This is a genomic window from Streptomyces sp. NPDC058000 (assembly GCF_042886435.1).
Classification (GTDB): Bacteria; Actinomycetota; Actinomycetes; order Streptomycetales; family Streptomycetaceae; genus Streptomyces.
The window spans coordinates 50737-73653 of record NZ_JBHVQS010000003.1 but is presented as its reverse complement, the minus strand read 5'-3'; the positions used below and the strand labels follow the sequence as shown (position 1 = coordinate 73653).

The following is a 22917-nucleotide window of genomic DNA, read 5'->3' as shown; positions in this document are numbered from 1 at the left end:
GCCTCGCGTCAAGAGGCCGCCGGGTCCTCCTGGGCCGGGGCGTCACTGCCCACCGCGTGCACGGGGCAGCTGCCCAGTCGCCGGGACGGGGGGAAGGTCCCCAGCTCGGCGACCTGGTAGCCGCTGGGGTAGCCCTTGATCTCCGGGTTCTGCCGGGCGTAGTGGGGAGCACGGCGCGGCGGGAGCAGCCGCACGGCCTTGGCGCGCAGCTTCAGGACGGTGTGCACCGCCGTCCGCACGGCGGGCCGGGGCCGGTCGTAGCGGAAGGCGTCCAGCAGTGTGTCGTCCAGGAGGGCCAGGCTCGCGCCGCGCACCACCGGGGCGAGCGGGCCGTACCAGCCCGCCATCAGGTCCAGGGTGGCGTCGGCCACCCGCCGGGCGCCGGGGTCCCAGCCGAAGTGCTCCTCCTCGTAGGCGTCCAGGCAGCGCGCGAACTCCTGGTGGGTCCGCGGGAGGTCGCTGATCCCCATGTGGCGGCCCAGGGTGCGGTAGTACGCGGCGATGGCGCGCTTCTCGTGTTCGCTCAGCCGCCGCCAGCCGTACCGGTCGATCCAGCGGATCGGCAGCACCACGAACGTGCACAGGACGTAGCGCATGTCGTCGTTGCTGATGTCGTAGCTGCGGTGCATGTGGTTGATGCGGCGGATCGCGGTCCGCCCGTCGTCGCCGTCGAAGCCGTGCTCCAGGACGGTGTCCAGGAGGAGGGCGGTGTCGTCGTAGCGCTTCTGCGTACGGTCCGTCAACTCGGCGGTCTCGGCGAGCAGCCGCCCGATGCTCGGCACGGCGTAGGTGCGGTAGAGCGCCAGCTCCAGTGCCCTGGTGATGTCCCAGGGGAATTCGTGGGCGGAGGTGATGCGGTAGATCCGTAGGAAGTCGCGCTCCGGATCGAGCCGCCGGATCTCCTTCAACCAGTCATAGCGCCGCACCTGTTGTCCGTCCCTTCGTCCGCCGAAGTTCCCACACTACGGGCTGCGGGAACACTCCTACGATGGTGTCGGACGAGGGGCCGGGGGTCGGAATGACCGGATTCATACGTGACCTGGCCGGGGTGCTCCACCCCGGCAGACGCACCGGGGCCGCACGTCGCGCGGTGCTCCACCGTGGCGGACGCCCGGCGGCGGAGCGTCCGCACAACCTCTTCGAGGCGGCGGCCTGCTGCGTGGCGGCGGACGCCGAGGGCGACGAGGAGCGGGGCGCGCAGGCGGCGGAGTGGGTGTCGCCCGAGGCGCTGGCCTTCGGCATCCATGAACTCGCCTGCCGGGCGGTGCTCGCGCTGTCGCGGGAGCGCGAGCAGTCGCCGCGGGAGGTCGCCCACGACCTCCTCGGGCTGCCGCTGCCTTGACGGGCCGCGGCCCGGAGAGCCGCCACCGCCCCCGCGCTATCGCATCACCGCAGCGTACGGCTGGTGACAAGGCCGCACCTGGCCAATTAAGGTGCGCGGCGAAAGTGCGGACCGCAATGCAAGGAGGCCCGGCGTGCCGACGACCGAGAGCGCCGACCAGGACCAGTTGGGCGATCAGCTGTTCGTGTTGACGGCGGTGCTGCTGACGCCCGCGCAGTTCCCGAGCGTGCTCGGCGACGACTACCCCGAGGTGTGCGCGGGACTCGGCCTCGAACCGTATGCGGAGGGCTACGGGCTGGTCCTCGGCCAGGACGGCACCGGGGCGCGCTGGACCGTGGTCACCGAGGACGTGTCACTGGTGGCCTGTGCGATCGCTGCCTGGGACTGCGGCATGGAGTACGACCTGTCGCCCGGTGAGGACAGCATCGCCGTGGCGCTGCCCGGGTGGCCGCTGGCCCTCGCGGTGTCGGCTCCCGGGGTGCCGCAGCCGCACGACCCGGAGCCGCAGGAGGGCGACCGCGCGCCGCTGGCGCCGCCGGACGCCGGGGACTGGGGGCCGGCCCAGCGGCGGCTGGGCGCGGACGAGATAGCGCTCCAGTGGGCGTCGTGGCGGGCCCAGGTGGAGGACGAGGAGGTCACCTTCGCGGAGCCCGGGGAGGAGCGGCACCAGGGCGTACGGCGGGTGTTGGCGGAGGCCCGCGGCTATGTCGCCGATCCGCCGCCGCCCGGCCGGGTGCGGTCGTCGTTCGCCGCGGGCGAGGCCCGTACGCTGCGGGTCGACGGGCCCGGGTGGAGCATGGTGGCCCGCACCGACGACATCGCGTTCGTCCTGCTGGACGACGAGCCGGGGCAGGTGCACCCGGTGGGGCGGGGGCCCGAACTCCCGGGGCTGCTGGCGTCGTTGGACGGGCTGGCTGCCCGCCCCGTCTGACGGCCGCGGCCGGCCGGGCCTCCCTTGAGGGGCGAGGCAACCGGCCGGGGCCACCGGGTCAGCGGCCGAGCTCCTTGCGGCTGGCCCGGCGCAGCCGGCGCCGCTGGGAGGGGTCGAGCGTCAGATACGCGACGGCCGGGATCCCGACCATGACCAAGACGGCCGCCCAGAAGGGCAGCAGCCACAGCAGGAGCACTCCCACCGCGACGCCGCCGATCGCGACCTTCGCCTGTGTGGACATCCTTCACGCCCTTTCCGCGGCGCGCGCCGCGCTCTGTCGTATTCCATTGAACGCCGGTTCGGCTCCGGAGGTTCCCTGACGGGGCGGATCGTGCTGTACCCTCGGGCGCTCCACGCTCCAGTAGTCAAATTTGAGGAGTACGCGACCCAGTGGCTTCCCTCCCCGCGGTCACGCCCGTTCCGCTCGCCGAGCCGTCCCGCTGCGCGGCGCTCTTCCTGCCGTCGGATCCGCCCCGGCTCGGGCGGATCGCCTTCTGGCGCCCGGACGGCCAACCCGTCCTGGACACCGCCGTCCACGGCACGCCGGCCCTGGAGCAACTGGCCGTCGCCCTCCCCACCGGGCCTGAGGACGACGACGCGGCGGACGGTGGCGACGGCATCGCCGTGTGTACCGTGCCGGCCCTGGTACTGCCGGTCGCCGCCGCGCTCCCCGTCCTCACCCGGATACGCGCCGGCCGGCGCACCCATCCGGCCGCGGCCTTCTGGGGCGCGGCCGCTCTCCTGGCACTCCAGGTCGCGGCCCGCGGCCGACTGCTGCCCGGCCTCAGCCCCACCGACCACGACGCCTGGCGGGCCGGCCCGCTCGACCCGGACGACATGGCACAACTGCGCGACCTGGCCGCCGCGATGCCGCCGCACGCCCACGCCACCCCGCTGCCCGGCACCGCCCCGGTGCGGCTGCCGGACCCCGAGCGCCACGTACGGGCGTTCCTGGACGCGGTCGCCGACGGGCTGCCGCGTACGCCCGCGGCCGAACTGGCGGCCGGCGGACCGGCCTTCGCCGCGTCCGCCCCACAGCACGTCCCGGAGCAGCGTGCCTGGGCCGCGGAGATCGCCGCCGGACACGACGCGGGGGTGCGGATCTCGCTGCGGGTGGAGGTGCACGGGGCGGACCTGGCGCCAACGGCGGCGCCGGACCCGCGGCCACCACGACCGGAAGCGGCGGAGCCGGATCCGGCACGTCCGACGGGCCCGGAGCGGCCGGGAATCGCACAGACGGGGCGGCGGCCGGCCGTGGCCGGTGCGGACCCAGGACCCGACACTTCCCCTTCCCCGGCCGTCACGTTCACCGCCGTCGTCCAGGTCCACAGTGCGGCCGACCCCACGGTCGTCGCGGACGCCGCCGAGGTGTGGGCGGGCACGGCACCGGCGGGGCAGGCGTTCGGGCCGCGGGCGCGGACCGAGGCCCTGCTGACGCTGCGCCGGGCGGCCGCCGCCTGGGCGCCGCTGACGCCGCTGCTGTCCGCGGCGGTGCCCGGCGCACTGGAGTTGGCGGACGAGGAGGTCGCCGAGCTACTGGGTCCGGCGTCCGCTGCCCTGGCCGTCGCCGGGGTCCGGGTCCACTGGCCGCAGGAGTTGGCCCGGACGCTGACCATGCGCGCCGTGGTGGGCCCGCCGGGCGGGCCGGACGCCGCCGCGTTCGGGAGCGGGCCCGGGTCCGGCGGGATGCCGTCGTTGGTCTCCGCCGACGCGCTGCTCTCGTTCAGCTGGCGGTTCGCCGTCGGCGACCAGGAGATCGACCGGGCGGAGCTGGACCGGCTCGCCGAGGCCCGGCGACCACTGGTGCGGCTGCACGGCCGATGGGTCCTGGTGGACCCGGAGGCGATGCGCGCCGCCCGGGACCGCAAGGACCGCACGGTCACCCCGCTCGACGCACTGGGCGCCGCGCTGACCGGCAGCACCGAGGACGAGGACGGCCGCCGGGTGGCGGTCCAGGCGTCCGGCTGGCTCGCCCACCTGCGCGACCGGCTGGCCGACCCGGAGCGCGCGAAGGACCCGGCCATCGGGCAGCCCCCGGCGCTCGCCGCCACCCTGCGCGACTACCAAGTGCGCGGCCTGGGGTGGCTCCACCAGATGACCTCACTCGGCCTCGGCGGCTGTCTGGCCGACGACATGGGCCTGGGCAAGACCATCACCCTGATCGCCCTGCACCTGCACCGGCAGGCCGATCCGGAGTCGGCCGGGCCCACGCTCGTCGTCTGCCCCACCTCCCTCATGGGCAACTGGCAGCGGGAGATCGAGAAGTTCGCGCCGGGGACGCCGGTGCGCCGCTTCCACGCCGGGCGGCGCAGCCTGACGGACCTCGTCGACGGGGAATTCGTCCTCACCACCTACGGGACGATGCGGCTGGACGCCGCCAGACTGGCGGAGGCCGGCTGGGGGCTGGTCGTCGCCGACGAGGCGCAGCACGTCAAGAATCCCTTCTCGGCCACCGCCCGGGCGCTGCGCACTCTCCCGGCCAAGGCCCGGGTGGCGCTGACCGGGACGCCCGTGGAGAACAACCTGTCCGAGCTGTGGGCGATCCTGGACTGGACGACGCCCGGGCTGTTGGGACCGCTGGGCCGGTTCCGACGGCGGCACGCACAGGCCATCGAGGGCGGCGCTGCGGGGTCCCCCGAGGCGGCCGCGGCGGCGCAGCGACTTGCCCGGCTGGTGCGGCCGTTCCTGCTGCGCCGGCACAAGTCCGACCCGGGGATCGCGCCCGAGCTGCCACCCAAGACGGAGACCGACCGGGCGGTGGCGCTCACCGCGGAACAGGTCGGGCTGTACGAGGCGGTGGTACGCGAGGGGCTCGGCGAGATCGCCGGGACGGACGGGCTCGCGCGGCGGGGCCTGGTGGTCAAGCTGCTGACCTCGCTCAAGCAGATCTGCAACCACCCCGCGCACTACCTCAAGGAGCCGCCCGGCGGGCCGGACACCGGGACCGCGCGGTTCACCGGCCGGTCGGGGAAGGCCGAACTGCTCGACGAACTACTGGACACCATCCTCGCCGAGGGTGCGAGCGTCCTGGTGTTCACCCAGTACGTGCAGATGGCGCGGCTGCTGGCGGAGCACCTGGCGGCGCGCGGGGTGCCGGCCCAACTGCTGCACGGCGGGACGCCGGTGGCCCAACGGGAGGAGATGGTGCGGCGCTTCCAGGACGGGGCGGTACCGGTGTTCCTGCTGTCCTTGAAGGCGGCGGGCACCGGCCTGAACCTCACCCGGGCGGCACATGTCGTGCACTTCGACCGCTGGTGGAACCCGGCGGTCGAGGCCCAGGCCACCGACCGGGCCTACCGCATCGGGCAGACCCAGCCGGTGCAGGTCCACCGGATGGTCACTGAGGGCACGGTCGAGGATCGGATCGCCGCGCTGCTCTCCCGTAAGCAGCGGTTGGCGGACTCGGTGCTGGGTTCCGGTGAGGCGGCGCTGACCGAACTCACCGACGCCGAGCTGACGGACCTGGTCGCGCTGCGCGGGAGCGAGCGGTGAGCACGACGGGCAGACGGGCGGACGGCCCGGCGCACGGGGACAGGACGGACGAGGGCGTGGCGGACGGGGACATGGCGGACGAGGGCATGGCAGACGGGGACGCGGTGTACGGGAGCGGGACCGGTGGGGCGGGGCCGGAGCGGACGTTCGCCGCGCTGCCGGTGGCGCACGGTCGGGGCTTCGCGCAGACCTGGTGGGGACAGGCGTGGCTCAAGGCGCTGGAGGACACCGCGCTGGACGGGGCGCAGGTGAAGTCGGGTCGTCGGCACGCCCGCGCCGGGGCGGTCGGCGCGGTCTCCGTGCGCCCCGGCCAGATCACCGCCGTCGTCCAGGACCGCGACCACACCCGGCACCGCTCCGATGTCCTGCTCCAGCAGTTGACCGCGGCGGACTGGGACCGGTTGCTGGACGTCATCGCGGACCGGGCCGGGCACCTCGCGGCCCTGTTGGACCGCGACATGCCGCCGGTCCTGGTGGAGGACGCGGCGGCGGCCGGCGTCGAACTCCTGCCGGGCATCGGGGATCTGGAGCCGGAGTGTGCCTGCGAGGCGTGGGACCACTGCGCGCATTCGGCGGCGCTGTGCTACCAGGTGGCGCGACTGTTGGACCAGGACCCGTTCGTACTGCTGCTGTTGCGCGGGCGGGGCGAGGAGGAACTGCTGGACGAGCTCCAGCGGCGCAGCGCGTCCCGTGCCGAGGCGGCGGGTCCGGCCGGTTCCGCGGACCGGGAAGCGGCGGGTGTCCCGGCGGCCGAGGCGTACGCGGCGCGGGACATCCTGCCGCCGCTGCCCCCGCCACCGCCGCCGGTCGCCTCCCCCGGCCCGGCGCCGGCGCTCGACGGTGGTGCCCCGCCGGCGCCCGGAGTGGCGGCGGACGCACTGGAGTTCCTGGTCCAGGACGCGGCGGCGCGCGCTCAGCGGCTGCTGGCGGAGGCGCTCTCCCCCGGGCACGCCGACCGTCCGCCGGCGCCCGCGCTGACGCCCTCCCAGGACGCGGTACGGCTGGCGGCCGCCGGGCCCGGGGCGGCCGTCGCGGCGCGGCTGGCGGACGGTTCGGGGCGTGATGCGCGGGGCCTGGCGCTGGCCGTACGGGCCTGGCAGGCGGGCGGTGCGGCCGGGCTGGCGGCTCTGGAGGAGGAGTGGACGCCGGCGCCCGAGGTGCTGTCCCGTCTGCGGGGCCGGCTGGCGGCCGCCTGGGAGGACGAGGCGTCCCGGCCGCGGTTCCGGGCCGCCGGCAATCGCTGGACGGTCGTCGGCGGGGACACCCAGCTGCGCTTCGGGCGCGACGGACGATGGTGGTCGTTCCGCAAGGAGGGCGGCCGGTGGGCGCCGGCCGGCCCGGCCGCGGAGGATCCGGCGGCGGCGCTGGCCGGCCTCGTGGCGGACGTATCGGAGGGGTGCCTCTAGGGGGAATCCCCCCATGGTGCGAGAAACATCACCTTTGGTCAGACCTTGACAGTGATGGCCGTTTTGGATCGCCACCAATGACAGGATGGAACCGAATCCGCACCCTTTTCGTGCGATTCATTCCGCGGCGCCGTCCGCTTGCGCCTGCCCGCGACAGCTTGCGTCCCCGCACGCCCGCTGCCCGCTGTTCGACCGATCCGACCGATGGGGCCCTGTCCTGCCATGCCGCTCGCCTTCCTCCACCGCCTGCGCGACCGCCCGCCGCACCGCGTCCAGCCGTCCCTCCCCCGCGGGGCGGGTGCGCTGGACCTGTGCGTCAACGATCCCGTCGGACTCCCGATGGCCGGGGTGGGGATCTCGGTCCGGGACTCCGGCGGCCGGGAGGCGACGGCCGGCCGGACCGACCCCAACGGCCGGCTGACGGTGACGTTGCCGCCCGGCGGCTACCGGCTCGTGGTGACCTCCGACGGTTTCCGGCCGGCCCGCTTCGAGGCCGAGGTGGTGACCGGGCGGGCGGACCGCGCCCCGCCCGGTCACCCTGGAACTGGCGCCGGCGCTGCCGCTTCCCGACGCCGGCCAGTGGCAGCTCGACCCCGACCACAGCGCCATCCGCTTCACCGCCCGACACATCGGACTGGCCGAGATCCACGGCCGGTTCAACCGCTTCGAGGGCGGCCTGTGGATCGGCGACCGGATGGAGGACTCCCGGGTCGAGGTCACCATCGACGCGGCGAGCATCGACACCGGCGTACGGATGCGGGACGACCATCTGCGGTCGGCGGAATTCCTGGACGTGGGCCGCTTCCCCTACCTCCAGTTCGCCGGTGAACGGTTCGTCCACAAGGGGGGCGGCCGATGGACGGTGCAGGGCGTGCTCCACCTGCACGGCGTCAGCCGCACCATCCAACTGGACACCCGCTACCTGGGCATCGGCACCGGTATCGCGGGCGAGACCCGCACCGCGTGCCAGGCCGTCACCGAACTGCACCGCGAGGACTTCACCTTGGACTGGCGCAAGATGCTGGCCAGGGGCATCGCCGCGATCGGCGCTACCATCCGGGTCGAGCTGGACATCCAGGCAGTCCGGCCCGAAGAGCAGCGCTGAGAGAGGTTGTCCCCATGACCGGCCCGTCGCCCCAGCCACCGTCGCCGTCGCTCGCGGAGGCGCTCGCTGCGGGACCGGTCGTCCTCGACGGCGGGCTGTCCAACCAGTTGGAGGCCGACGGCCACGACCTGAGCGACGCACTGTGGTCGGCCCGGCTGCTCGCCGAGGAACCCGATGCCGTACTGCGGGCCCACCTGGCGTACTACGAAGCGGGCGCCCAGGTCGCCCTCACCGCCAGCTACCAGGCCACGTTCGAGGGCTTCGCGCGGCGCGGCACCGGCCCGGAGGAGGCCGCCGGGCTGCTGCGCCGCAGCGTCGCACTGGCCCGCGAGGCCGCCGCGCGGGCCCAGTCGGGCGGGGTCACCGGGCCGCTCTACGTCGCCGCGTCGGTGGGGCCCTACGGGGCGATGCTGGCGGACGGCTCCGAGTACCGCGGCCGGTACGGCCTGTCCGTGGACGCACTGGAGCGCTTCCACCGGCCGCGCCTGGAGGTGCTGGCCGCCGCCCGGCCGGACGTGCTGGCCCTGGAGACGGTGCCCGACGCGGACGAGGCGCAGGCGCTGCTGCGGGCGGTCCGCGGCCTCGGCGTCCCGGCCTACCTGTCGTACAGCGTCGTCGGCGACCGCACCCGCGCCGGGCAGCCGCTGGCCGAGGCGTTCGCCGGGGCGGCGGAAGCGGACGAGGTGATCGCGGTCGGGGTGAACTGCTGCGCACCGGACGACGCCGACCGGGCGGTGGAGATCGCGGCCCGGGTCACCGGCAAGCCGGTGGTGGTCTATCCCAACAGCGGGGAGAGCTGGGACGCCACGGCCCGGGCCTGGCGCGGCAGTCCGGCGTTCCGCGCGGACCGGGTGGCCGGCTGGGTCGCGGCCGGCGCCCGACTGATCGGCGGCTGCTGCCGGGTGGGCCCGGACACCATCGCCGAACTGGCGGCGACGCTGGGCCGCTGACCGGGTCGCGGAAAAACGGGCGGCGGGCGGCCGGCGCCCCTGGATGGCCTCGTCCCATGGAGCGGGACGACGCGGCGTTACTCGCCCTGGAAGTGGGCACCGTCTACGGGCTGGAGCCGGCGACGGCCGACCGGCGACCGTGACGGACAAGCCGGTCACCCCGGAGGCGAACGCCACCGCGGCGGAGGCCGGTATCCGGACCCGCGCCGGCTTCCGCAGGCTCGGGCTGGCGCCGGCCGTCGTCGCCGCCTGGACCCAACGCGCGGCCCGCCACAAGCAGGGGCTCTTCCACAGCGCCACCGTCACCAACCACGCCTCCCGTTCGGTGGCCCGGAGCTTGGGCCTCACGCCGCTCGGCTGGCTCTGGACCCTGCGCTGAGCCGACCGCCGTCCTCCGGGACGGGCCGGCACCACAGCGGGTCGACGTTACCCAGCCGCAACGGACGCACCGGCGACAGAACCCTTGGCCGATGGCAGGATGCAGGCCAACTCACGGCACCCCCGGCCCGGTTGATCGTCACGGCACTCCTGGAGGCCCTGTGACCGCTCGCTCCGCGTTGCCCCCTCTGGCCGTCGTCGCGGCCGCCGTCCTCCTGGCGGGATGCACCAGCACCGCGCCCGCCGGCCCGGGCCAGGGCCCGGAACTGGTCCGCCCCGGAGCGCTCCTGACCTGCACCCACCTCCCCTACGCCCCCTTCCAGGTGACGCGCGACGGCAAGGTCGTCGGGTTCGACGTGGACCTGGTGGACCTGGTGGCCAAGGACCTCGGCGTCACCCAGCAGATCATCAACACCCCCTTCGAAGGCATCGAGACCGGGCAGGACTTCGCCATCCGCACCTGCGATCTGGCCGCGGCGGGCATGACCATCACGCCGGCCCGGGCGAAGGTCATGGACTTCTCCGACCCGTATTTCAACGCCACCCAGGCGCTGCTGGTGAAGCGCGGCACCCCGGTCAAGAAGATCGAGGACCTACGGGGCAAGAAGCTCGGCTACCAGAAGGCCACGACCGGCGCGCTCTACGCCAAGGCACACGGAAAGGGGGTCGAACTCGTCGAGTTCGAGGACGTCGGACTGCTGCTGACGGCCGTGAGGTCAGGTCAGGTCGACGCCGGAATCAACGACAACGGAGTGCTCTTCGACTACGTGAAGCACAACCAGGACACCCGGATCGCGGCCGAGTTCGACACCGGCGAGCACTACGGATTCGGCGTCCGGAAGGGGAACGACGCGCTGCGGGAACGCATCAACAAGGTCATCGCGCGGGCCAAGAAGGACGGCAGCTACGACCGGATCCACCGGAAGTGGTTCGGCTGATGCCCCGGCACCCGTCGAGGCGACGCCGGGCACGGCTGGTCCGCGGGGCGCAGTACGGCGTGCTGGTCGCCGCGGTGGGGGCCCTCGCCCTGGCCGCGGACTGGCGCCGACTGGGGTCGGCGTTCTTCGACGTCTCCGTCGCGCGGGCGCTGTTCCCGGACATCGTCACCACCGCACTGGTCAACACGGTGCGGTACACCCTGCTCGGATTCGGCTTCGGGCTCGCGCTCGGGCTGGTGCTCGCGCTGATGCGGCTGTCGTCGGTGCCGCCGTACCGCTGGATCGCGGTGACCTACATCGAGTTCTTCCGCGGGATCCCCGCCCTCCTGGTGTTCATCGCGCTCGGCTTCGGGGTGCCGCTGGCGTTCCAGGTCGCGCTCGACCAGGGCGTCACGGTGATGCTGTCGCTGGGACTGGTGGGCGCGGCCTACATGGCGGAGACCGTCCGGGCCGGCATCCAGGCAGTGCCCAAGGGACAGACGGAGGCGGCGCGTTCACTGGGCATGTCACAGGGCCGGGCGATGGTCTCGATCGTCATTCCGCAGGCGTTCCGGATCGTCCTGCCACCGCTCACCAATGAACTGATCCTGCTGACGAAGGACTCCTCCCTGGTGTACCTGCTGGGGCTCTCGCTGTCCCAGTTCGAGCTGGCCAACTTCGGGCGGGACGCGCTGAACGAACACAAGAGCCTCACCCCGGTGCTGGTTGCGGGGCTGCTGTACCTGGTGATCACCCTTCCGCTGGGCCAGGTGGTCCGGCACCTGGAGGCCCGTACGGCGAGGGCCCGGTGAGGGGCCGGATGCGCGGACGGGAAGCGGCACGGCCGACTGAGGGTCGGACAGGGGGCGGGATGACCGACGGCGGGGACGACAACGCCATCGAGGTGCGTGGGCTGCACAAGGCGTTCGGTGCGCTGGAGGTGCTGCGCGGGATCGACTTCTCGGTGGCGCGCGGCGAGGTGGTGTGCGTCATCGGGCCGTCGGGTTCCGGGAAGTCGACGCTGCTGCGCTGTGTGAATCTGCTGGAGGAGCCGTCCGCCGGCCGGATCACGGTCGCCGGCACCGAAGTCACCGACCCGGACGTGGACATCGACCGGGTGCGGCGCCGGATCGGCATGGTGTTCCAGTCCTTCAACCTCTTCCCCCACCTGACCGCACTGGAGAACCTGACGATCGCTCAGCGCCGGGTGCTGCGCCGCGACCGGGCAGTGGCCGAGCGGATCGCCCGCGACCAACTGGCCCGGGTCGGCCTGGCCGACAGGGCGGCCGCCTATCCGGCGCAGCTGTCGGGCGGGCAGCAGCAACGGGTGGCCATCGCCCGCGCTCTGGCGATGGATCCGCAGTTGATGCTCTTCGACGAACCGACCTCCGCACTCGACCCGGAACTGGTCGGCGATGTGCTGGCGGTCATGCGGTCGCTGGCGCGGGACGGCATGACCATGCTGGTCGTCACGCACGAGATGGGCTTCGCCAGGGAGGTCGCCGACCGGGTGGTCTTCATGGACGGCGGGCTGATCGTCGAGGAGGGCGCCCCGGATCAGGTGGTGGGCGCTCCCCGACACGAGCGGACCCGGGCGTTCCTGTCTCGCGTGCTGGACCCGGCGGCGACCGAGGTGGACGGGGCGGGCGGGACGGGTGGGGGCGGCAGCACGGGGCCGGTCACCGAGCCGCTGACCTGACCCACACGTCCCGTCCCGCCCCACCCCACCGCCCGATGGCCGGTCCGGCTCAGAGCAGCGGCCTGGTGAGCTTCTTGGTTCCGCTGCGGTTGCCGGTCAGGCTGCACACCGCGGACTTGATGCCCATCTTGTAGCCGCTGACGCTGGGGAACTGGACGTAGGTGCCCCCGGCCGTCCCGGCGGGCTGCTTGGACGCCTTGTACTGGAGTTCGGAGGCGCACAGTGCGGCCGCCCGGTCCTTGATCTCGGCCTCGGAGGCCAGGCCGGGCGGCATGGTGTAGACGAAGACGACCTCGGCGTCGTGCGGGCCGGTGCAGGAGGCCGACGTGTTGTTGCCGCCGTTCCCGCCCGGCGGGATGTCGTAGCAGTCACCGGTCTTCAGCGCGTAGAAGGCGACGGTGCGGCCGGGGGTCGAGGATGCGGTGCTCTTCGGGCCGGTGGGGGTCGCGGCCGGCGAAGCGGACGGGGACGGCAGGCCGGAGTCGGAGGCGGCCGGCGTGGGGCTGGTTGTGGTGCCGGTGGTCGGTCGGGCCTGGTTGCCGCCGCCGTCACCGCTGTTGGCCCATATGACGCAGCCGATGACGAGCGCCACGGCCAGCACGCCGGCGCCGATGATCAGCGCGATCGTGGTGCCGTTGCCGCCGCCGGAGGGCGGGGCGGGCGGCTGCTGCCAACCGCCTGGCGCGCCGCCCGGACCGCCGGGCCCGGGCGGCCCGAAGCCGCCGGCGGACGGACCGTACGGCCCGGCGGGCGACTGCCCGGCCGGCGGCGCCGACGGCCCGTAGCCGCCCGGACCGTATCCGCCCGGCCCCGGCTGCGGCCCGCCGGGCCCGTAACCGCCGTCCGGCGGGCCGAAGCCGCCCGGCGCACCCTGGGGCGGCTGGTGCGGCGGTTGGTTGGACGGCGGGGGCGGGGGAAGGCTCATGGCGGAAATGTCGCTTCTTTGGTGGGAGTCGAGGACGCGGTGACCGATCCGGACCGATCCGGGGCGAGACCTTCAGCCCCGGTGGGCACCGTTGGCGACCCGCGGCACTGGACGCACGGCTCCCGGTCCTGATCGCCCGGACAGACCCTAACGTGCCCGACGTGTACGCCTCACTGCCCGGAGGTGCGCCATGTTCACCGACCTTCCCCTGGACGAACTCCGCCGCTACCGCCCTCCCCTGCCCGAGCCGCCCGGCTTCGACGCCTTCTGGCGCCGGACCCTCGACGAGGCCCGGACCCACGCCCTCACTCCCCGTTTCACCGCGGCCGACACCGGTCTGACCCAACTGCACACCGACGACGTGGAGTTCGCCGGCTTCGGCGGGCACCGGATCCGCGGCTGGTTCCTGCGCCCGCGGGCGACCGCCGCCCCCCTGCCGTGCGTGGTGCAGTACCTCGGGTACGGCGGTGGCCGGATGCTGCCGCACGACTGGCTGCTGTGGCCGTCCGTCGGCTACGCCACGCTGGTCATGGACACCCGCGGTCAGAGCGGCCCCAACCGGCCCGGCGACACCCCCGACCCGGAGGGCGTCGCACACCCGGGCGTACCGGGCAAGCTGACCCAGGGCCTGCTCGACCCCGACACCTACTACTACCGGCGGCTGATCACCGACGCCGTACGGGCCGTCGAAGTCGCCCGCGGACACCCCGCGGTGGACACCGAACGGATCGTGGTCGCCGGCGGCAGCCAGGGCGGCGCCCTCGCACTGGCCGTGGCGGGCCTGGTCCCCTCTCTGGCGGGCGCACTGATCGACGTGCCGTTCCTGACCCACATCCGGCGCGCCCTGGACGTCACCGACCAGGGACCGTACGGCGAACTCGCCCGCTACTTCGCGGGCCAGCGCGACCACATCGACACCGCGCTGGACACCCTCGACCACTTCGACGGCCTGAACTTCGCGGTCCGCGCCACCGCCCCGGCGCTCTTCGGCACCGCCCTGCGCGACGAGATCGTCCCGGCGTCCACCGGGTTCGCCGCCTACCACCACTACGCGGGCGACAAGCAGCTGGAGGTGTGGCGGTTCAACGCCCATGAGAGCGGCGGGGGCGCACAGCGCACCGCGGAGATCCGGTTCCTCCGCAAGCTGTTCGACGGCTGACCGCTCCGGCCGGCGCGCGCCGCGCGTGTCGTCCACAGGCCGCCCGGGCCCCGCGGCGCGCGGCTTACTATGCGGCAGCGCATCGGGGCCCTGAGCGGCCGGGAGCCCCGGGGTCAGGGCCTGGACGCACCGGCCGCCGAGGGAGAGTGCTCGATGGGCGCACAGTCGGCCGGACCCCTGGTCGTCGGGGTGGACAGCTCGACCCAGTCCACCAAGACGCTGGTCGTGGACGCCGAGACCGGCGAGGTGCTGGCCCGTGGTCAGGCACCGCACACGGTCAGCGGCGGGGCGGGCAAGGAGAGCGATCCCCGGCAGTGGTGGCGGGCGCTGGGCGAGGCACTGACCCAGTGCGGGCCGGCCGCCCGGCAGGCGTCCGCGGTCTCCGTCGCCGGGCAGCAGCACGGCCTGGTGACCCTGGACGCGGCCGGTGAACCGGTCCGTCCGGCGCTGCTGTGGAACGACGTCCGGCCGGCCCGGGAGAGCGCGCGGCTGATCGCGGAGGGCGGCGGTCCGAAGGTGTGGGCGGAGCGGATCGGAAGCGTGCCGGGCCCGGCGTTCACGGTCGCCAAGTGGGCCTGGCTGCGTACCCACGAGCCGGCCGCGGCGGCCGCCACCGCCGCCGTCCGACTGCCGCACGACTACCTCGTCCAGCGCCTGACCGGCCAGGCCGTCACCGACCGCGGCGACGCCTCGGGCACCGGCTGGTGGGCGACGGCCACCGGCGCCTACGACACGGAGGTCCTGGACCGGGTCGGACTCGCCCCCACGATGCTGCCGCGGGTGGCACTCCCCGGCGAGGCCGCGGGCACCGTGCGGACCGATGAACTCCCCCTCCCCCACGGCGCGTTGGTGGCCGCCGGGACGGGCGACAACATGGCGGCGGCGCTCGGGCTCGGTCTGCGCCCCGGGCAGCCGGTGCTGAGCCTGGGCACCTCCGGCACGGCGTACGCGGTCACCACCCGTCGGCCCGCCGACCCGACCGGCACCGTCGCCGGCTTCGCCGACGCCCGCGGCGACTGGCTGCCGCTGGCCTGCACGCTCAACTGCACGCTCGCGGTGGACCGGGTGGCGGCGCTGCTCGGCCGCGACCGGGAGGCCGTCGAGCCGGGCGGCAGCGCCGTACTCCTGCCGTTCCTGGACGGCGAGCGGACGCCGAACCTCCCGCACGCCACGGGCCTGCTGCACGGGCTGCGTCACGACACCACCGCCGGCCAGCTGCTCCAGGCCGCCTACGACGGCGCGGTGTTCGCACTGCTGCGGGCGCTGGACCGCCTGCCGGGGGTGGACACCGCGCCCGGCGCGCCGCTGCTGCTGATCGGCGGCGGGGCCCGGGGCCACGCCTGGCGGGAGACCGTGCGGCGCCTGTCGGGGCGCCCGGTGGTGGTGCCCGAGGCGGACGAGCTGGTCGCGCTCGGGGCGGCGGCGCAAGCGGCCGGGCTGCTGCTGGGCGAGGATCCGGCGGCGGTGGCGCGCCGTTGGGGGACGGCCCGCGGCGCGGAGTACCCGGCGCGGGAGCGGGACGGCGGCGCCTGGGAGCGTCTGGCGGCGACGCTGACCGACGGAGCGGCGCTGTGGGGCGACTGACCTCCCGTCCGTGATCATCACCCCGGCACACTTTGCCCAGTACCGAAAAACCTAAACCCTTTCCATGGAAAGTTAATTCCATGCCACCCAATCGAGCGATTGTGCGGGTAAAAAGAGCGCCACTATCTTCGAGGCGGCGGCGAGCTGCCGGGGCCCTCGTCGAGTTCTGCCCGGTGTTCCACGCCGCAGCCTCCACGAGATAGGTGACATGGTGACGATTGCCGGCGAAACGCTGACCGGAAACGCCGAAGAGAGCCAGAATTCCAGCCTGAGTACGTCCGCTGCGCGGAATCTGGCGACGACCACCAAGACCGCGCCGCAGATGCAGGGCATCACGTCCCGCTGGCTGCTGCGGCTGCTGCCCTGGGTGCAGGTCTCAGGCGGTACGTACCGTGTCAACCGGCGGCTGGCGTACACCGTCGGCGACGGGCGGATCGACTTCGACATCGACGGCACCTCGGTCGCGATCATCCCCGAAGAGCTGCGCGAACTCCCCGCACTGTGGGAGTTCACCGACGTCGATGTGCTCACCGCACTCGGCGAAAGGTTTACTCAACACGAGTACGCGCCCGGCGAGTTGATCGCCCAGGTCGGCGCCCCGCACGACCGGGTGGTGCTGATCGCACACGGCCGGGTCGACCGGATCGGCACCGGCAAGTACGGCGACGAGACCGTCCTCGAAGCGCTCGCCGGCGGCGACCACCTCGGCGACGCCGTACTGAACAGCGCCGACGGGCAGTGGGAGTTCAGCTACCGGGCGGTGACCCGGGTGACCGTGATGGCACTGGCGCGCCAGGACGCCCAGGAGGTCATCGGCCGCTCGCCGGCCCTGCGCGACCACCTCTCGGCCGACGGCCACCACTCCGCACGGCCGACCAACGCCAGCGGCGAATCCGCGATCTCCCTCGCCTCTGGCCACCACGGCGAACCGGCCCTGTCCAGCACGTTCGTCGACTACGAGCGGACGCCCCGGGAGTACGAACTCAGCGTCGCGCAGACCGTCCTGCGCACCCACACCCGGGTCGGCGACCTCTACAGCGACCCGATGAACCAGGTCGAGGAACAGCTGAAGCTCACGGTGCAGGCACTGCGCGAGCGCCAAGAGCACGAGATGGTCAACAACCGCGAGTTCGGCCTGCTGCACAACGCCGACCTCAAGCAGCGCATCCACACCCGCAACGGCCCGCCCACCCCCGACGACCTGGACGAACTCCTCGCGACGGTGTGGAAGGACCCGGGCTTCCTGCTGGCCCACCCCAAGGCGATCGCCGCGATCGGCCGGGAGTGCAGCGCCCGCGGGCTCTACCCGGACGCGGTGGACTTCATGGGCCACTCACTGCCGTCCTGGCGCGGGGTGCCGATCTTCCCCTGCAACAAGATCCCGGTGACGAAGGAGGGCACCAGCTCGGTGCTGCTGCTGCGCACCGGCGAGGACAAGCAGGGCGTGGTGGGGCTGCACCGCAGCGGAATTCCCGACGAATACGAGCCGAGCCTTTCGGTCCGTTTCATGGGAATCGACGACAAGGCCGTCATGAACTACCTCGTCAGCGCCTACTATTCGGCGGCCATCCTCGTCCCCGATGCCCTGGGAATCCTGGAAGACGTAGAAATCGGACACTGAGCGGAAAATCCCCGGATGGCGACTGCCGCGCCGCGCGGACCGGCAGCGTGCCCGCCCCACCCGCTTCTCGGCTGATTTCCCGCCCCTTTCCCCGAGATTTACCTACGAAGCTTCACGCACCGATCGGAACAGGTGACCCCCCGCAATGACCACATCCGTGGATCCCACGTCCGGCCCGCAGACCGACGGCTCCGAGCAGCACCGGTCCAGCCTGGACACCGCGGCCGCCCGCAATCTGGCGACCACGACCAAGACCCCACCGCAGATGCAGGGCATCTCCTCGCGGTGGCTGCTGCGGGTCCTGCCCTGGACGCAGGTCTCCGGCGGCACCTACCGCGTCAACCGGCGCCTGACCCACACCCTGGGTGACGGCCAGGTGGAGTTCGTCACCGAGGGCGCCGAGGTCCGGGTCATCCCGCAGGAGTTGCGCGAACTGGCGCCGCTGCGCGGCTTCACCGACGACCCCACGCTCCAGGAGCTGGCCGGGCGGTTCGCCCAGCGGGACGTCGTCCCCGGTGACGTCCTCGCCGAGAAGGGCACGCCCACCGACCAGGTCATCCTGATCGCCCACGGCAAGGTCGAACGGGTCGGCACCGGCAAGTACGGCGACGAGACGGTGACCGCGGTGCTCGCCGGCGGCGACGCGGCCGGCGACGCGGCACTGCTGGCCCCGGACGCCCTGTGGGAGTTCACCCTCCGGGCGGCCACCCGCGGCACCGTCCTCACCCTCTCCCGCGGCGACTACGAGGAGGTGTTGGGCCGTTCGGCGACGCTGCGCGAGCACATCGAGAGCTTCCGCACGGCGCTGGTCCCGGCGCAGAACAAGCACGGCGAGGCGGCCATCGAACTGGCCGCGGGACACATCGGCGAGCCGGCGCTGCCCGGCACCTTCGTGGACTACCAGCGGGCGCCGCGGGAGTACGAACTCAGCGTCGCGCAGACCGTGTTGAAGATCCACTCGCGGGTCGCGGACCTCTACAACGACCCGATGAACCAGCTGGACCAGCAGCTGCGGCTCACGGTGGAGGCGCTGCGCGAGCGCCAGGAGCACGAGATGGTCAACAACCGCGAGTTCGGCCTGCTGCACAACGCCGACCTCAAGCAGCGCATCCACACCCACAGCGGCCCGCCCACCCCCGACGACCTGGACGAGCTGATCTCCCGGCGCCGCAAGACGCAGTTCCTGCTGGCGCATCCGCGGACCATCGCCGCCATCGGGCGGGAGTGGAACGCCCGCGGGATCTACCCGGCGACCGCGGAGATCGAGGGCACGCCGGTGCGCGCCTGGCGCGGCATCCCGCTGCTGCCCTGCAACAAGATCCCGATCAACCCCGACCAGACCAGTTCGATCCTCGCCCTGCGGGTCGGCGAGGAGAACCAGGGCGTGGTCGGGCTCCACCAGACCGGCATCCCGGACGAGTACCGGCCGGGCCTGTCGGTGCGGTTCATGGGCATCAACGACCAGGCCGTCATCAAATACCTGGTCAGCGCCTACTACTCGGCGGCGGTGCTGGTGCCCGACGCGCTGGGTGTCCTGGAGGACGTCGAGATCGGGCACTGAGCGAACGGCCGGACGCACCGTCACCCGGGTGCCGTCGCGGCGCCGACCCTCCGTCAGGGTCCCGGCGCGGCGCGGCACCCGGGTGACGTTCGTACCGGCCGATCAGGGGGCGTTGAGCGCTTTTGACCCGCGGTGGGCCATCTTTGGTCAAGCCATTGACACTACGGCCATTCCCTTGGCAGGGCGCGCGCTGTTGCGCATGATGAACGCACCGGCATGTGCGTGACATGTACGCGACCACCCCTCGGTCCTTGTCAGGAGTTCGCATGGAACCCGACCAGCACTTCCCGGCCCGCCGACGACTGCTCACCGGCGCCGCCGCACTCGCCGCGGCCGCCGTCCTCACCCCCCTCGCCCCCCTCACCCCGGCCAGCGCCACGACACGGCGCAAGCGGTCCGCATGGACCGACGGCTACCCGCCCGTCCACTGGCACCCGGCCGACTCCGCCAACTTCACGGCCGCCAAACGCCCGGCGCAGTACCCGATCGACACCGTCGTGATCCACGTGACGCAGGAGACCTTCCCGGACACCCTGCGGCTCTTCCAGGACCCCGCGCACAAGGCCGCCGCGCACTACGTCGTCCGGTCCTCGGACGGCTACACCGCCCAGTGCGTCCGCGAACGCGACGTCGCCTGGCACGCCGGCAACTGGAGCTACAACACCCGCAGCATCGGCATCGAGCACGAGGGCTGGATCGACGACCCGAAGTGGTTCACGGAGACGCTCTACACCCACTCCGCCATGCTGACCGCCGCCATCTGCGAGCGCTACGGCATCCCCAAGGACCGCGAGCACATCATCGGGCACGTGGAGGTGCCGGGTACCGACCACACCGACCCCGGGCAGTACTGGGACTGGGCCCACTACATGGAACTGGTCAACGGGGTGGCCTTCTGGGAGAGCCTGACCGACCTGTGACGGCGCGGCCCGCGGTGTCCCACCGACCCGGGCCCTGACGCCCCGGGCCACCGCGCCGCCGCCCACCGGTCGACACGGCACCGTTCCGCGGATGTTCGGAATCCCGCCATCCGCGGGCCATAGTGAGCGCAGCCACCACCTGAAACAGTTGACGTAACGTCAGGGGGCTTTCGTGAAGCAGCGGTTGGGCTGGAAGCGGACGGTGGCAGCGGGCGTGGTCGCCTGGGGCGTCCTGGTCGGCGGCACAGCGGCGGGCGCGGCACGGGCAGCGGCCGCCGAAGGCGGTGCCACGGTCGACGGCGGCCTCACACGGGGCGGCGGTTTCACCCGCACGTCCCCGGTGCGGCTGGCGCCCGGAGTGAGCTACGCCGAGTTCCGGCTGCCCCTGCCGCGCGGCATCGTCCGCGGTCACCTGCTGACCGTGGACCTCTCCCGCCCCGCGGTCTCGGTGGACCTGCTCCATCCGGCGGCGGTCGCCGCCCGGGCCCCGGTGTCCGAACTGGCCGAGGACCGGGACGCGGTCGGGGCGGTCAACGGCGACTTCTTCAACATCAGCGAGGCGGAGCACCCCGGGGTGGAGGTCACCGGCTCCTCGGTCGGACCCGCCGTGTCATCGGGGCGGGAACTGAAGGGTGCGGTCCCGGACGGCCAGCGCTTCGGCCCGACACTGCCGCCCGGCGCGTCCACCCAGGACGTGCTCGGCATCGGGTACGACCACCGGGCGCGGCTGGACCGGCTGGCCCTCCGCGGGGCCGTCCGCAGCGCCTCCGGCTCCTGGCCGCTGCGCGGGCTGAACCAGTACGCCCTGCCGCAGGACGGCATCGGCGCGTACACCGCCCGATGGGGCCGGACGTCCCGCGAGCGGGCGGTGTGCGGCACCGACACCGACCGCGGGGCGGGCTGCGACACCGACACCGCCGAGGTCACGATCCGCAACGGCCGGGTGGCGGAGAGGGCCCAGCGCCCGGGGGCCGGCGTGATCGCACGCGGGTCGGTGGTGCTGGTCGGCCGCGAGGCGGGCGCACGGCGGCTGCGCGCACTGCACCTCGGTGAGCGGGTCAGGATCAGCCACCGCCTCGTCGGGCGACTCCCGGGCCGCCTGCGCTGCGCGGTCGGCGGCTTCCCGGTACTGCGCCACGGGCACCCAGCGGCCGGCCTGGACACCGTCGCCGTCACCATGAGGACCTCCGCCGGAATCGCGAACCGGGGCCGCACCCTGCTCCTGATGGCCCTGGACGGCGAGAAGGGCCACCACCAGACCGGCCTCACAGTCCGGGAGCTGGCCGGGCTGATGGCACGGCTGGGAGCACACGAGGCGATCGACCTCGACGGCGGCGGCTCCACGACGTTCGTCACCCAGAACCGCTACGGCGAAGCGCAGGTACGCAACCACCCCACGGGCGGCAAGGAGCGGCCGGTGGCCAATGCGGTGGGGGTCTTCTCCGACGGGTGATGCGGGGCACCGGGCCCGTCGGCCGGGTTGGGTGCGGGCTCAATCGCCCCCGGGATGATTACCCAGCGTGAGGGTCGGCAGGGTCAGGGGCGGACGCTGCTGACGACCTCGGCGGCGCTGGCGAGGCCGTGGTGGATGTCCGGGGCGAGGCTGCTGCCCGCCAGATAGAAGCCGAGCAGTCCGCACACGACGGCGTGCGAGATCTTCAGCTTTCCGCTGCGCAGAAAGATCACGATGAGGATCACCAGCAAGAGGACGACCGAGATAGAGACAGCCATGGGCACCACACCTCCTCGACGACCGCCCGAACGGACGGCGAGCGGTGGCTAGTTTGGCGCATTTCGGGGTATATCCGGTTCGCGGCAGGGTGCTCCGAACGGGTGATCACTGCGGGTCACGGAGTGACTACCGGAGGGGGCGATGGGGTTCGGGGGCAGGGGCGCGGGCGCCCCTGCCCGACCTCAACTTGCCCACGGGAGCGACACATTCGAGGGGAGTTCCACCCGTCGGTAAAGAAGTGGCATGGATCACCTCACCCCCCGCAACGGAGTGTTGCGATTGACCGTCTTAGCGGCCGACATTGCCGCCGCCCCCACTACCGACGGAAAGTCCGCCCATGAGCCTGAGCCCCGCCCGGCCGTTCCGGCCCTCCCGGTCGCTGTGTGTCGCCCTCGCGCTGATGCCGGTGCTCGGCGTCGGCACGCTCGCGGCGTGCGATGCGGCCCGGGCGTCGGCGACCCCGGAGCAGCCGGTGAAGGTGGGGCTGGGGTCGGCCGGTGGGCATCCGACGGTGCAGGCCGGCGACCAGCTGCGGGTGAGTGCGGACGGCGGGGTGCTGACCGAGGTGACGGTGACCGATCCCCGGGGTCGGCAGCTGGTCGGCGGGTTCAGCCACGGCGGGACGGTGTGGACATCGCGGGCCAAGGCCGCCCCGGACACCAAGTACTCGGTGCTCGCCCGGACCAAGAACCCCCAAGGCGCCGCGGACGAGGCCAAGGAGTCGCTGACCACCGGGAAGGTGGGCAAGCGGAACCGGCTGACGTTCAGCCCCCGGCCGCACGGCGAGGTGGTCGGCGTCAGCGATCCGATCATCCTGACCTTCGCCTTTCCGGTGCGTGACCGGGCGACGGTGGAGCGACGGCTGACCGTGACCGCCGACAACCGGACGGTGGGTGCGTGGACCTGGGACTCGGCCCACGGCAAGGACCGGATCGTCTGGCGGCCGGAGCAGGAGTGGAAGCCGGGCACCAAGGTGACCCTCCAGGCCGAGCTGAACGGCGTGGACTCCGGCGGCGGGCGGTTCTTCACCAAGGACTACGGGCTGCGGTTCACCGTGGCCCGTAGTGCGGCCGTCCGGGCGGACCTCGATTCTGACGCGTACATCACACCCGGACTCGGACTTACGCCGGCTTTATGGCAAGGTCCAGGTGGGTGACCCGTGGCGGTCACCGAACCCTCCTGCGAGGGACAGACA

20 protein-coding genes and 1 pseudogene are annotated in these 22917 nt (G+C 73.3%); 17 read left to right on the top strand and 4 right to left on the bottom strand.

Annotation, left to right across the window (positions count from 1 at the left end):
- Positions 1-8: 8 nt before the first annotated feature.
- Entirely contained in the window at positions 9-926 is a 918-nt protein-coding gene (locus ACFVT2_RS05140; RefSeq protein ID WP_390012380.1) for an oxygenase MpaB family protein, read from the bottom strand.
- A 92-nt stretch (positions 927-1018) separates the two neighbouring features.
- Between ACFVT2_RS05140 and ACFVT2_RS05135 the strand changes: the two genes are divergently transcribed.
- Both ACFVT2_RS05135 and ACFVT2_RS05130 read left to right on the top strand, forming a co-directional pair.
- Entirely contained in the window at positions 1019-1342 is a 324-nt protein-coding gene (locus ACFVT2_RS05135; RefSeq protein WP_390012378.1) for a hypothetical protein, read from the top strand.
- Between the two features lie 133 nt (positions 1343-1475).
- A complete protein-coding gene (locus tag ACFVT2_RS05130; protein ID WP_390012376.1) occupies positions 1476-2273 on the top strand; it encodes a hypothetical protein in 798 nt (265 codons plus the stop codon).
- A gap of 58 nt (positions 2274-2331) precedes the next feature.
- Here ACFVT2_RS05130 and ACFVT2_RS05125 read toward each other — a convergent pair whose 3' ends face one another.
- Positions 2332-2514, bottom strand: a complete 183-nt coding sequence (locus ACFVT2_RS05125) for a hypothetical protein (protein WP_390012374.1) — start codon at positions 2512-2514, stop codon at positions 2332-2334.
- Between the two features lie 149 nt (positions 2515-2663).
- On the opposite strand from ACFVT2_RS05125, the gene ACFVT2_RS05120 reads away from it, so the two are divergent.
- The 8 genes and pseudogenes from ACFVT2_RS05120 to ACFVT2_RS05085 all read left to right on the top strand — a co-directional run bounded on the left by ACFVT2_RS05120 (position 2664) and on the right by ACFVT2_RS05085 (position 12220).
- The gene (locus ACFVT2_RS05120; protein WP_390012372.1) at positions 2664-5765 is read left to right on the top strand and encodes an SNF2-related protein; all 3102 of its coding nucleotides are present in this window, start codon (positions 2664-2666) and stop codon (positions 5763-5765) included.
- A gap of 86 nt (positions 5766-5851) precedes the next feature.
- On the top strand, positions 5852-7171 hold the full coding sequence (locus tag ACFVT2_RS05115; protein WP_390012719.1) for an SWF or SNF family helicase: 1320 nt from the start codon (positions 5852-5854) through the stop codon (positions 7169-7171).
- Between the two features lie 222 nt (positions 7172-7393).
- Positions 7394-8276 (top strand): annotated as a pseudogene (locus ACFVT2_RS05110) (YceI family protein).
- Positions 8277-8290: 14 nt separating this feature from the next.
- Positions 8291-9226 carry a homocysteine S-methyltransferase gene (gene mmuM / locus ACFVT2_RS05105; RefSeq protein WP_390012370.1) on the top strand — a complete coding sequence of 312 codons (936 nt, stop codon included), beginning with the start codon at positions 8291-8293 and terminating at the stop codon, positions 9224-9226.
- A 139-nt stretch (positions 9227-9365) separates the two neighbouring features.
- Positions 9366-9605 (top strand): GNAT family N-acetyltransferase, encoded by a 240-nt coding sequence (locus ACFVT2_RS05100; RefSeq protein ID WP_390012369.1) that lies wholly within the window; start codon positions 9366-9368, stop codon positions 9603-9605.
- A gap of 160 nt (positions 9606-9765) precedes the next feature.
- Complete coding sequence (locus ACFVT2_RS05095) at positions 9766-10542, top strand: basic amino acid ABC transporter substrate-binding protein (RefSeq protein ID WP_390012367.1); 777 nt, start codon at positions 9766-9768, stop codon at positions 10540-10542.
- A complete protein-coding gene (locus tag ACFVT2_RS05090; RefSeq protein ID WP_390012366.1) occupies positions 10542-11333 on the top strand; it encodes an amino acid ABC transporter permease in 792 nt (263 codons plus the stop codon). The genes ACFVT2_RS05095 and ACFVT2_RS05090 overlap by 1 nt, the downstream gene beginning before the upstream one ends.
- Before the next feature lie 59 nt (positions 11334-11392).
- Positions 11393-12220, top strand: coding sequence for an amino acid ABC transporter ATP-binding protein (locus tag ACFVT2_RS05085; RefSeq protein ID WP_390012364.1), 828 nt, complete (start codon positions 11393-11395; stop codon positions 12218-12220).
- A 49-nt stretch (positions 12221-12269) separates the two neighbouring features.
- Here ACFVT2_RS05085 and ACFVT2_RS05080 read toward each other — a convergent pair whose 3' ends face one another.
- Entirely contained in the window at positions 12270-13145 is an 876-nt protein-coding gene (locus tag ACFVT2_RS05080) for a hypothetical protein (protein ID WP_390012362.1), read from the bottom strand.
- Between the two features lie 190 nt (positions 13146-13335).
- Here ACFVT2_RS05080 and ACFVT2_RS05075 point away from each other — a divergent pair, with 190 nt between their 5' ends.
- The 6 genes from ACFVT2_RS05075 to ACFVT2_RS05050 all read left to right on the top strand — a co-directional run bounded on the left by ACFVT2_RS05075 (position 13336) and on the right by ACFVT2_RS05050 (position 21443).
- Positions 13336-14304: an acetylxylan esterase gene (locus ACFVT2_RS05075; protein ID WP_390012360.1), complete on the top strand. Its 969-nt coding sequence runs from the start codon at positions 13336-13338 to the stop codon at positions 14302-14304.
- A 153-nt stretch (positions 14305-14457) separates the two neighbouring features.
- A complete protein-coding gene (xylB, locus tag ACFVT2_RS05070; protein ID WP_390012358.1) occupies positions 14458-15888 on the top strand; it encodes a xylulokinase in 1431 nt (476 codons plus the stop codon).
- 208 nt (positions 15889-16096) lie between these two features.
- On the top strand, positions 16097-17509 hold the full coding sequence (locus ACFVT2_RS05065; protein WP_390012356.1) for a family 2B encapsulin nanocompartment shell protein: 1413 nt from the start codon (positions 16097-16099) through the stop codon (positions 17507-17509).
- 145 nt (positions 17510-17654) lie between these two features.
- Positions 17655-19070, top strand: a complete 1416-nt coding sequence (locus ACFVT2_RS05060) for a family 2B encapsulin nanocompartment shell protein (protein ID WP_390012354.1) — start codon at positions 17655-17657, stop codon at positions 19068-19070.
- A gap of 266 nt (positions 19071-19336) precedes the next feature.
- Positions 19337-19990 (top strand): N-acetylmuramoyl-L-alanine amidase, encoded by a 654-nt coding sequence (locus ACFVT2_RS05055; RefSeq protein ID WP_390012352.1) that lies wholly within the window; start codon positions 19337-19339, stop codon positions 19988-19990.
- A 172-nt stretch (positions 19991-20162) separates the two neighbouring features.
- The gene (locus ACFVT2_RS05050) at positions 20163-21443 is read left to right on the top strand and encodes a phosphodiester glycosidase family protein (RefSeq protein ID WP_390012350.1); all 1281 of its coding nucleotides are present in this window, start codon (positions 20163-20165) and stop codon (positions 21441-21443) included.
- Positions 21444-21526: 83 nt separating this feature from the next.
- Here the strand turns inward: ACFVT2_RS05050 and ACFVT2_RS05045 are convergent, their stop codons facing one another.
- Entirely contained in the window at positions 21527-21721 is a 195-nt protein-coding gene (locus ACFVT2_RS05045) for a hypothetical protein (RefSeq protein ID WP_100600347.1), read from the bottom strand.
- A 338-nt stretch (positions 21722-22059) separates the two neighbouring features.
- Between ACFVT2_RS05045 and ACFVT2_RS05040 the strand changes: the two genes are divergently transcribed.
- Positions 22060-22878: an Ig-like domain-containing protein gene (locus ACFVT2_RS05040; RefSeq protein ID WP_390012348.1), complete on the top strand. Its 819-nt coding sequence runs from the start codon at positions 22060-22062 to the stop codon at positions 22876-22878.
- The last annotated feature ends 39 nt before the right edge of the window (positions 22879-22917 follow it).

Bases quoted from the DNA above. Each gene is read 5' to 3' on its own strand.
- ACFVT2_RS05065 (WP_390012356.1), top strand. From the start codon at position 16,097: ATGGTGACGATTGCCGGCGAAACGCTGACCGGAAACGCCGAAGAGAGC.
- ACFVT2_RS05075 (WP_390012360.1), top strand. From the start codon at position 13,336: ATGTTCACCGACCTTCCCCTGGACGAACTCCGCCGCTACCGCCCTCCC.
- ACFVT2_RS05055 (WP_390012352.1), top strand. From the start codon at position 19,337: ATGGAACCCGACCAGCACTTCCCGGCCCGCCGACGACTGCTCACCGGC.
- ACFVT2_RS05080 (WP_390012362.1), bottom strand. From the start codon at position 13,145: ATGAGCCTTCCCCCGCCCCCGCCGTCCAACCAACCGCCGCACCAGCCG.
- ACFVT2_RS05085 (WP_390012364.1), top strand. From the start codon at position 11,393: ATGACCGACGGCGGGGACGACAACGCCATCGAGGTGCGTGGGCTGCAC.
- ACFVT2_RS05045 (WP_100600347.1), bottom strand. From the start codon at position 21,721: ATGGCTGTCTCTATCTCGGTCGTCCTCTTGCTGGTGATCCTCATCGTG.
- ACFVT2_RS05090 (WP_390012366.1), top strand. From the start codon at position 10,542: ATGCCCCGGCACCCGTCGAGGCGACGCCGGGCACGGCTGGTCCGCGGG.
- ACFVT2_RS05040 (WP_390012348.1), top strand. From the start codon at position 22,060: ATGAGCCTGAGCCCCGCCCGGCCGTTCCGGCCCTCCCGGTCGCTGTGT.
- ACFVT2_RS05115 (WP_390012719.1), top strand. From the start codon at position 5,852: ATGGCAGACGGGGACGCGGTGTACGGGAGCGGGACCGGTGGGGCGGGG.
- ACFVT2_RS05125 (WP_390012374.1), bottom strand. From the start codon at position 2,514: ATGTCCACACAGGCGAAGGTCGCGATCGGCGGCGTCGCGGTGGGAGTG.
- ACFVT2_RS05060 (WP_390012354.1), top strand. From the start codon at position 17,655: ATGACCACATCCGTGGATCCCACGTCCGGCCCGCAGACCGACGGCTCC.
- mmuM (WP_390012370.1), top strand. From the start codon at position 8,291: ATGACCGGCCCGTCGCCCCAGCCACCGTCGCCGTCGCTCGCGGAGGCG.
- xylB (WP_390012358.1), top strand. From the start codon at position 14,458: ATGGGCGCACAGTCGGCCGGACCCCTGGTCGTCGGGGTGGACAGCTCG.
- ACFVT2_RS05135 (WP_390012378.1), top strand. From the start codon at position 1,019: ATGACCGGATTCATACGTGACCTGGCCGGGGTGCTCCACCCCGGCAGA.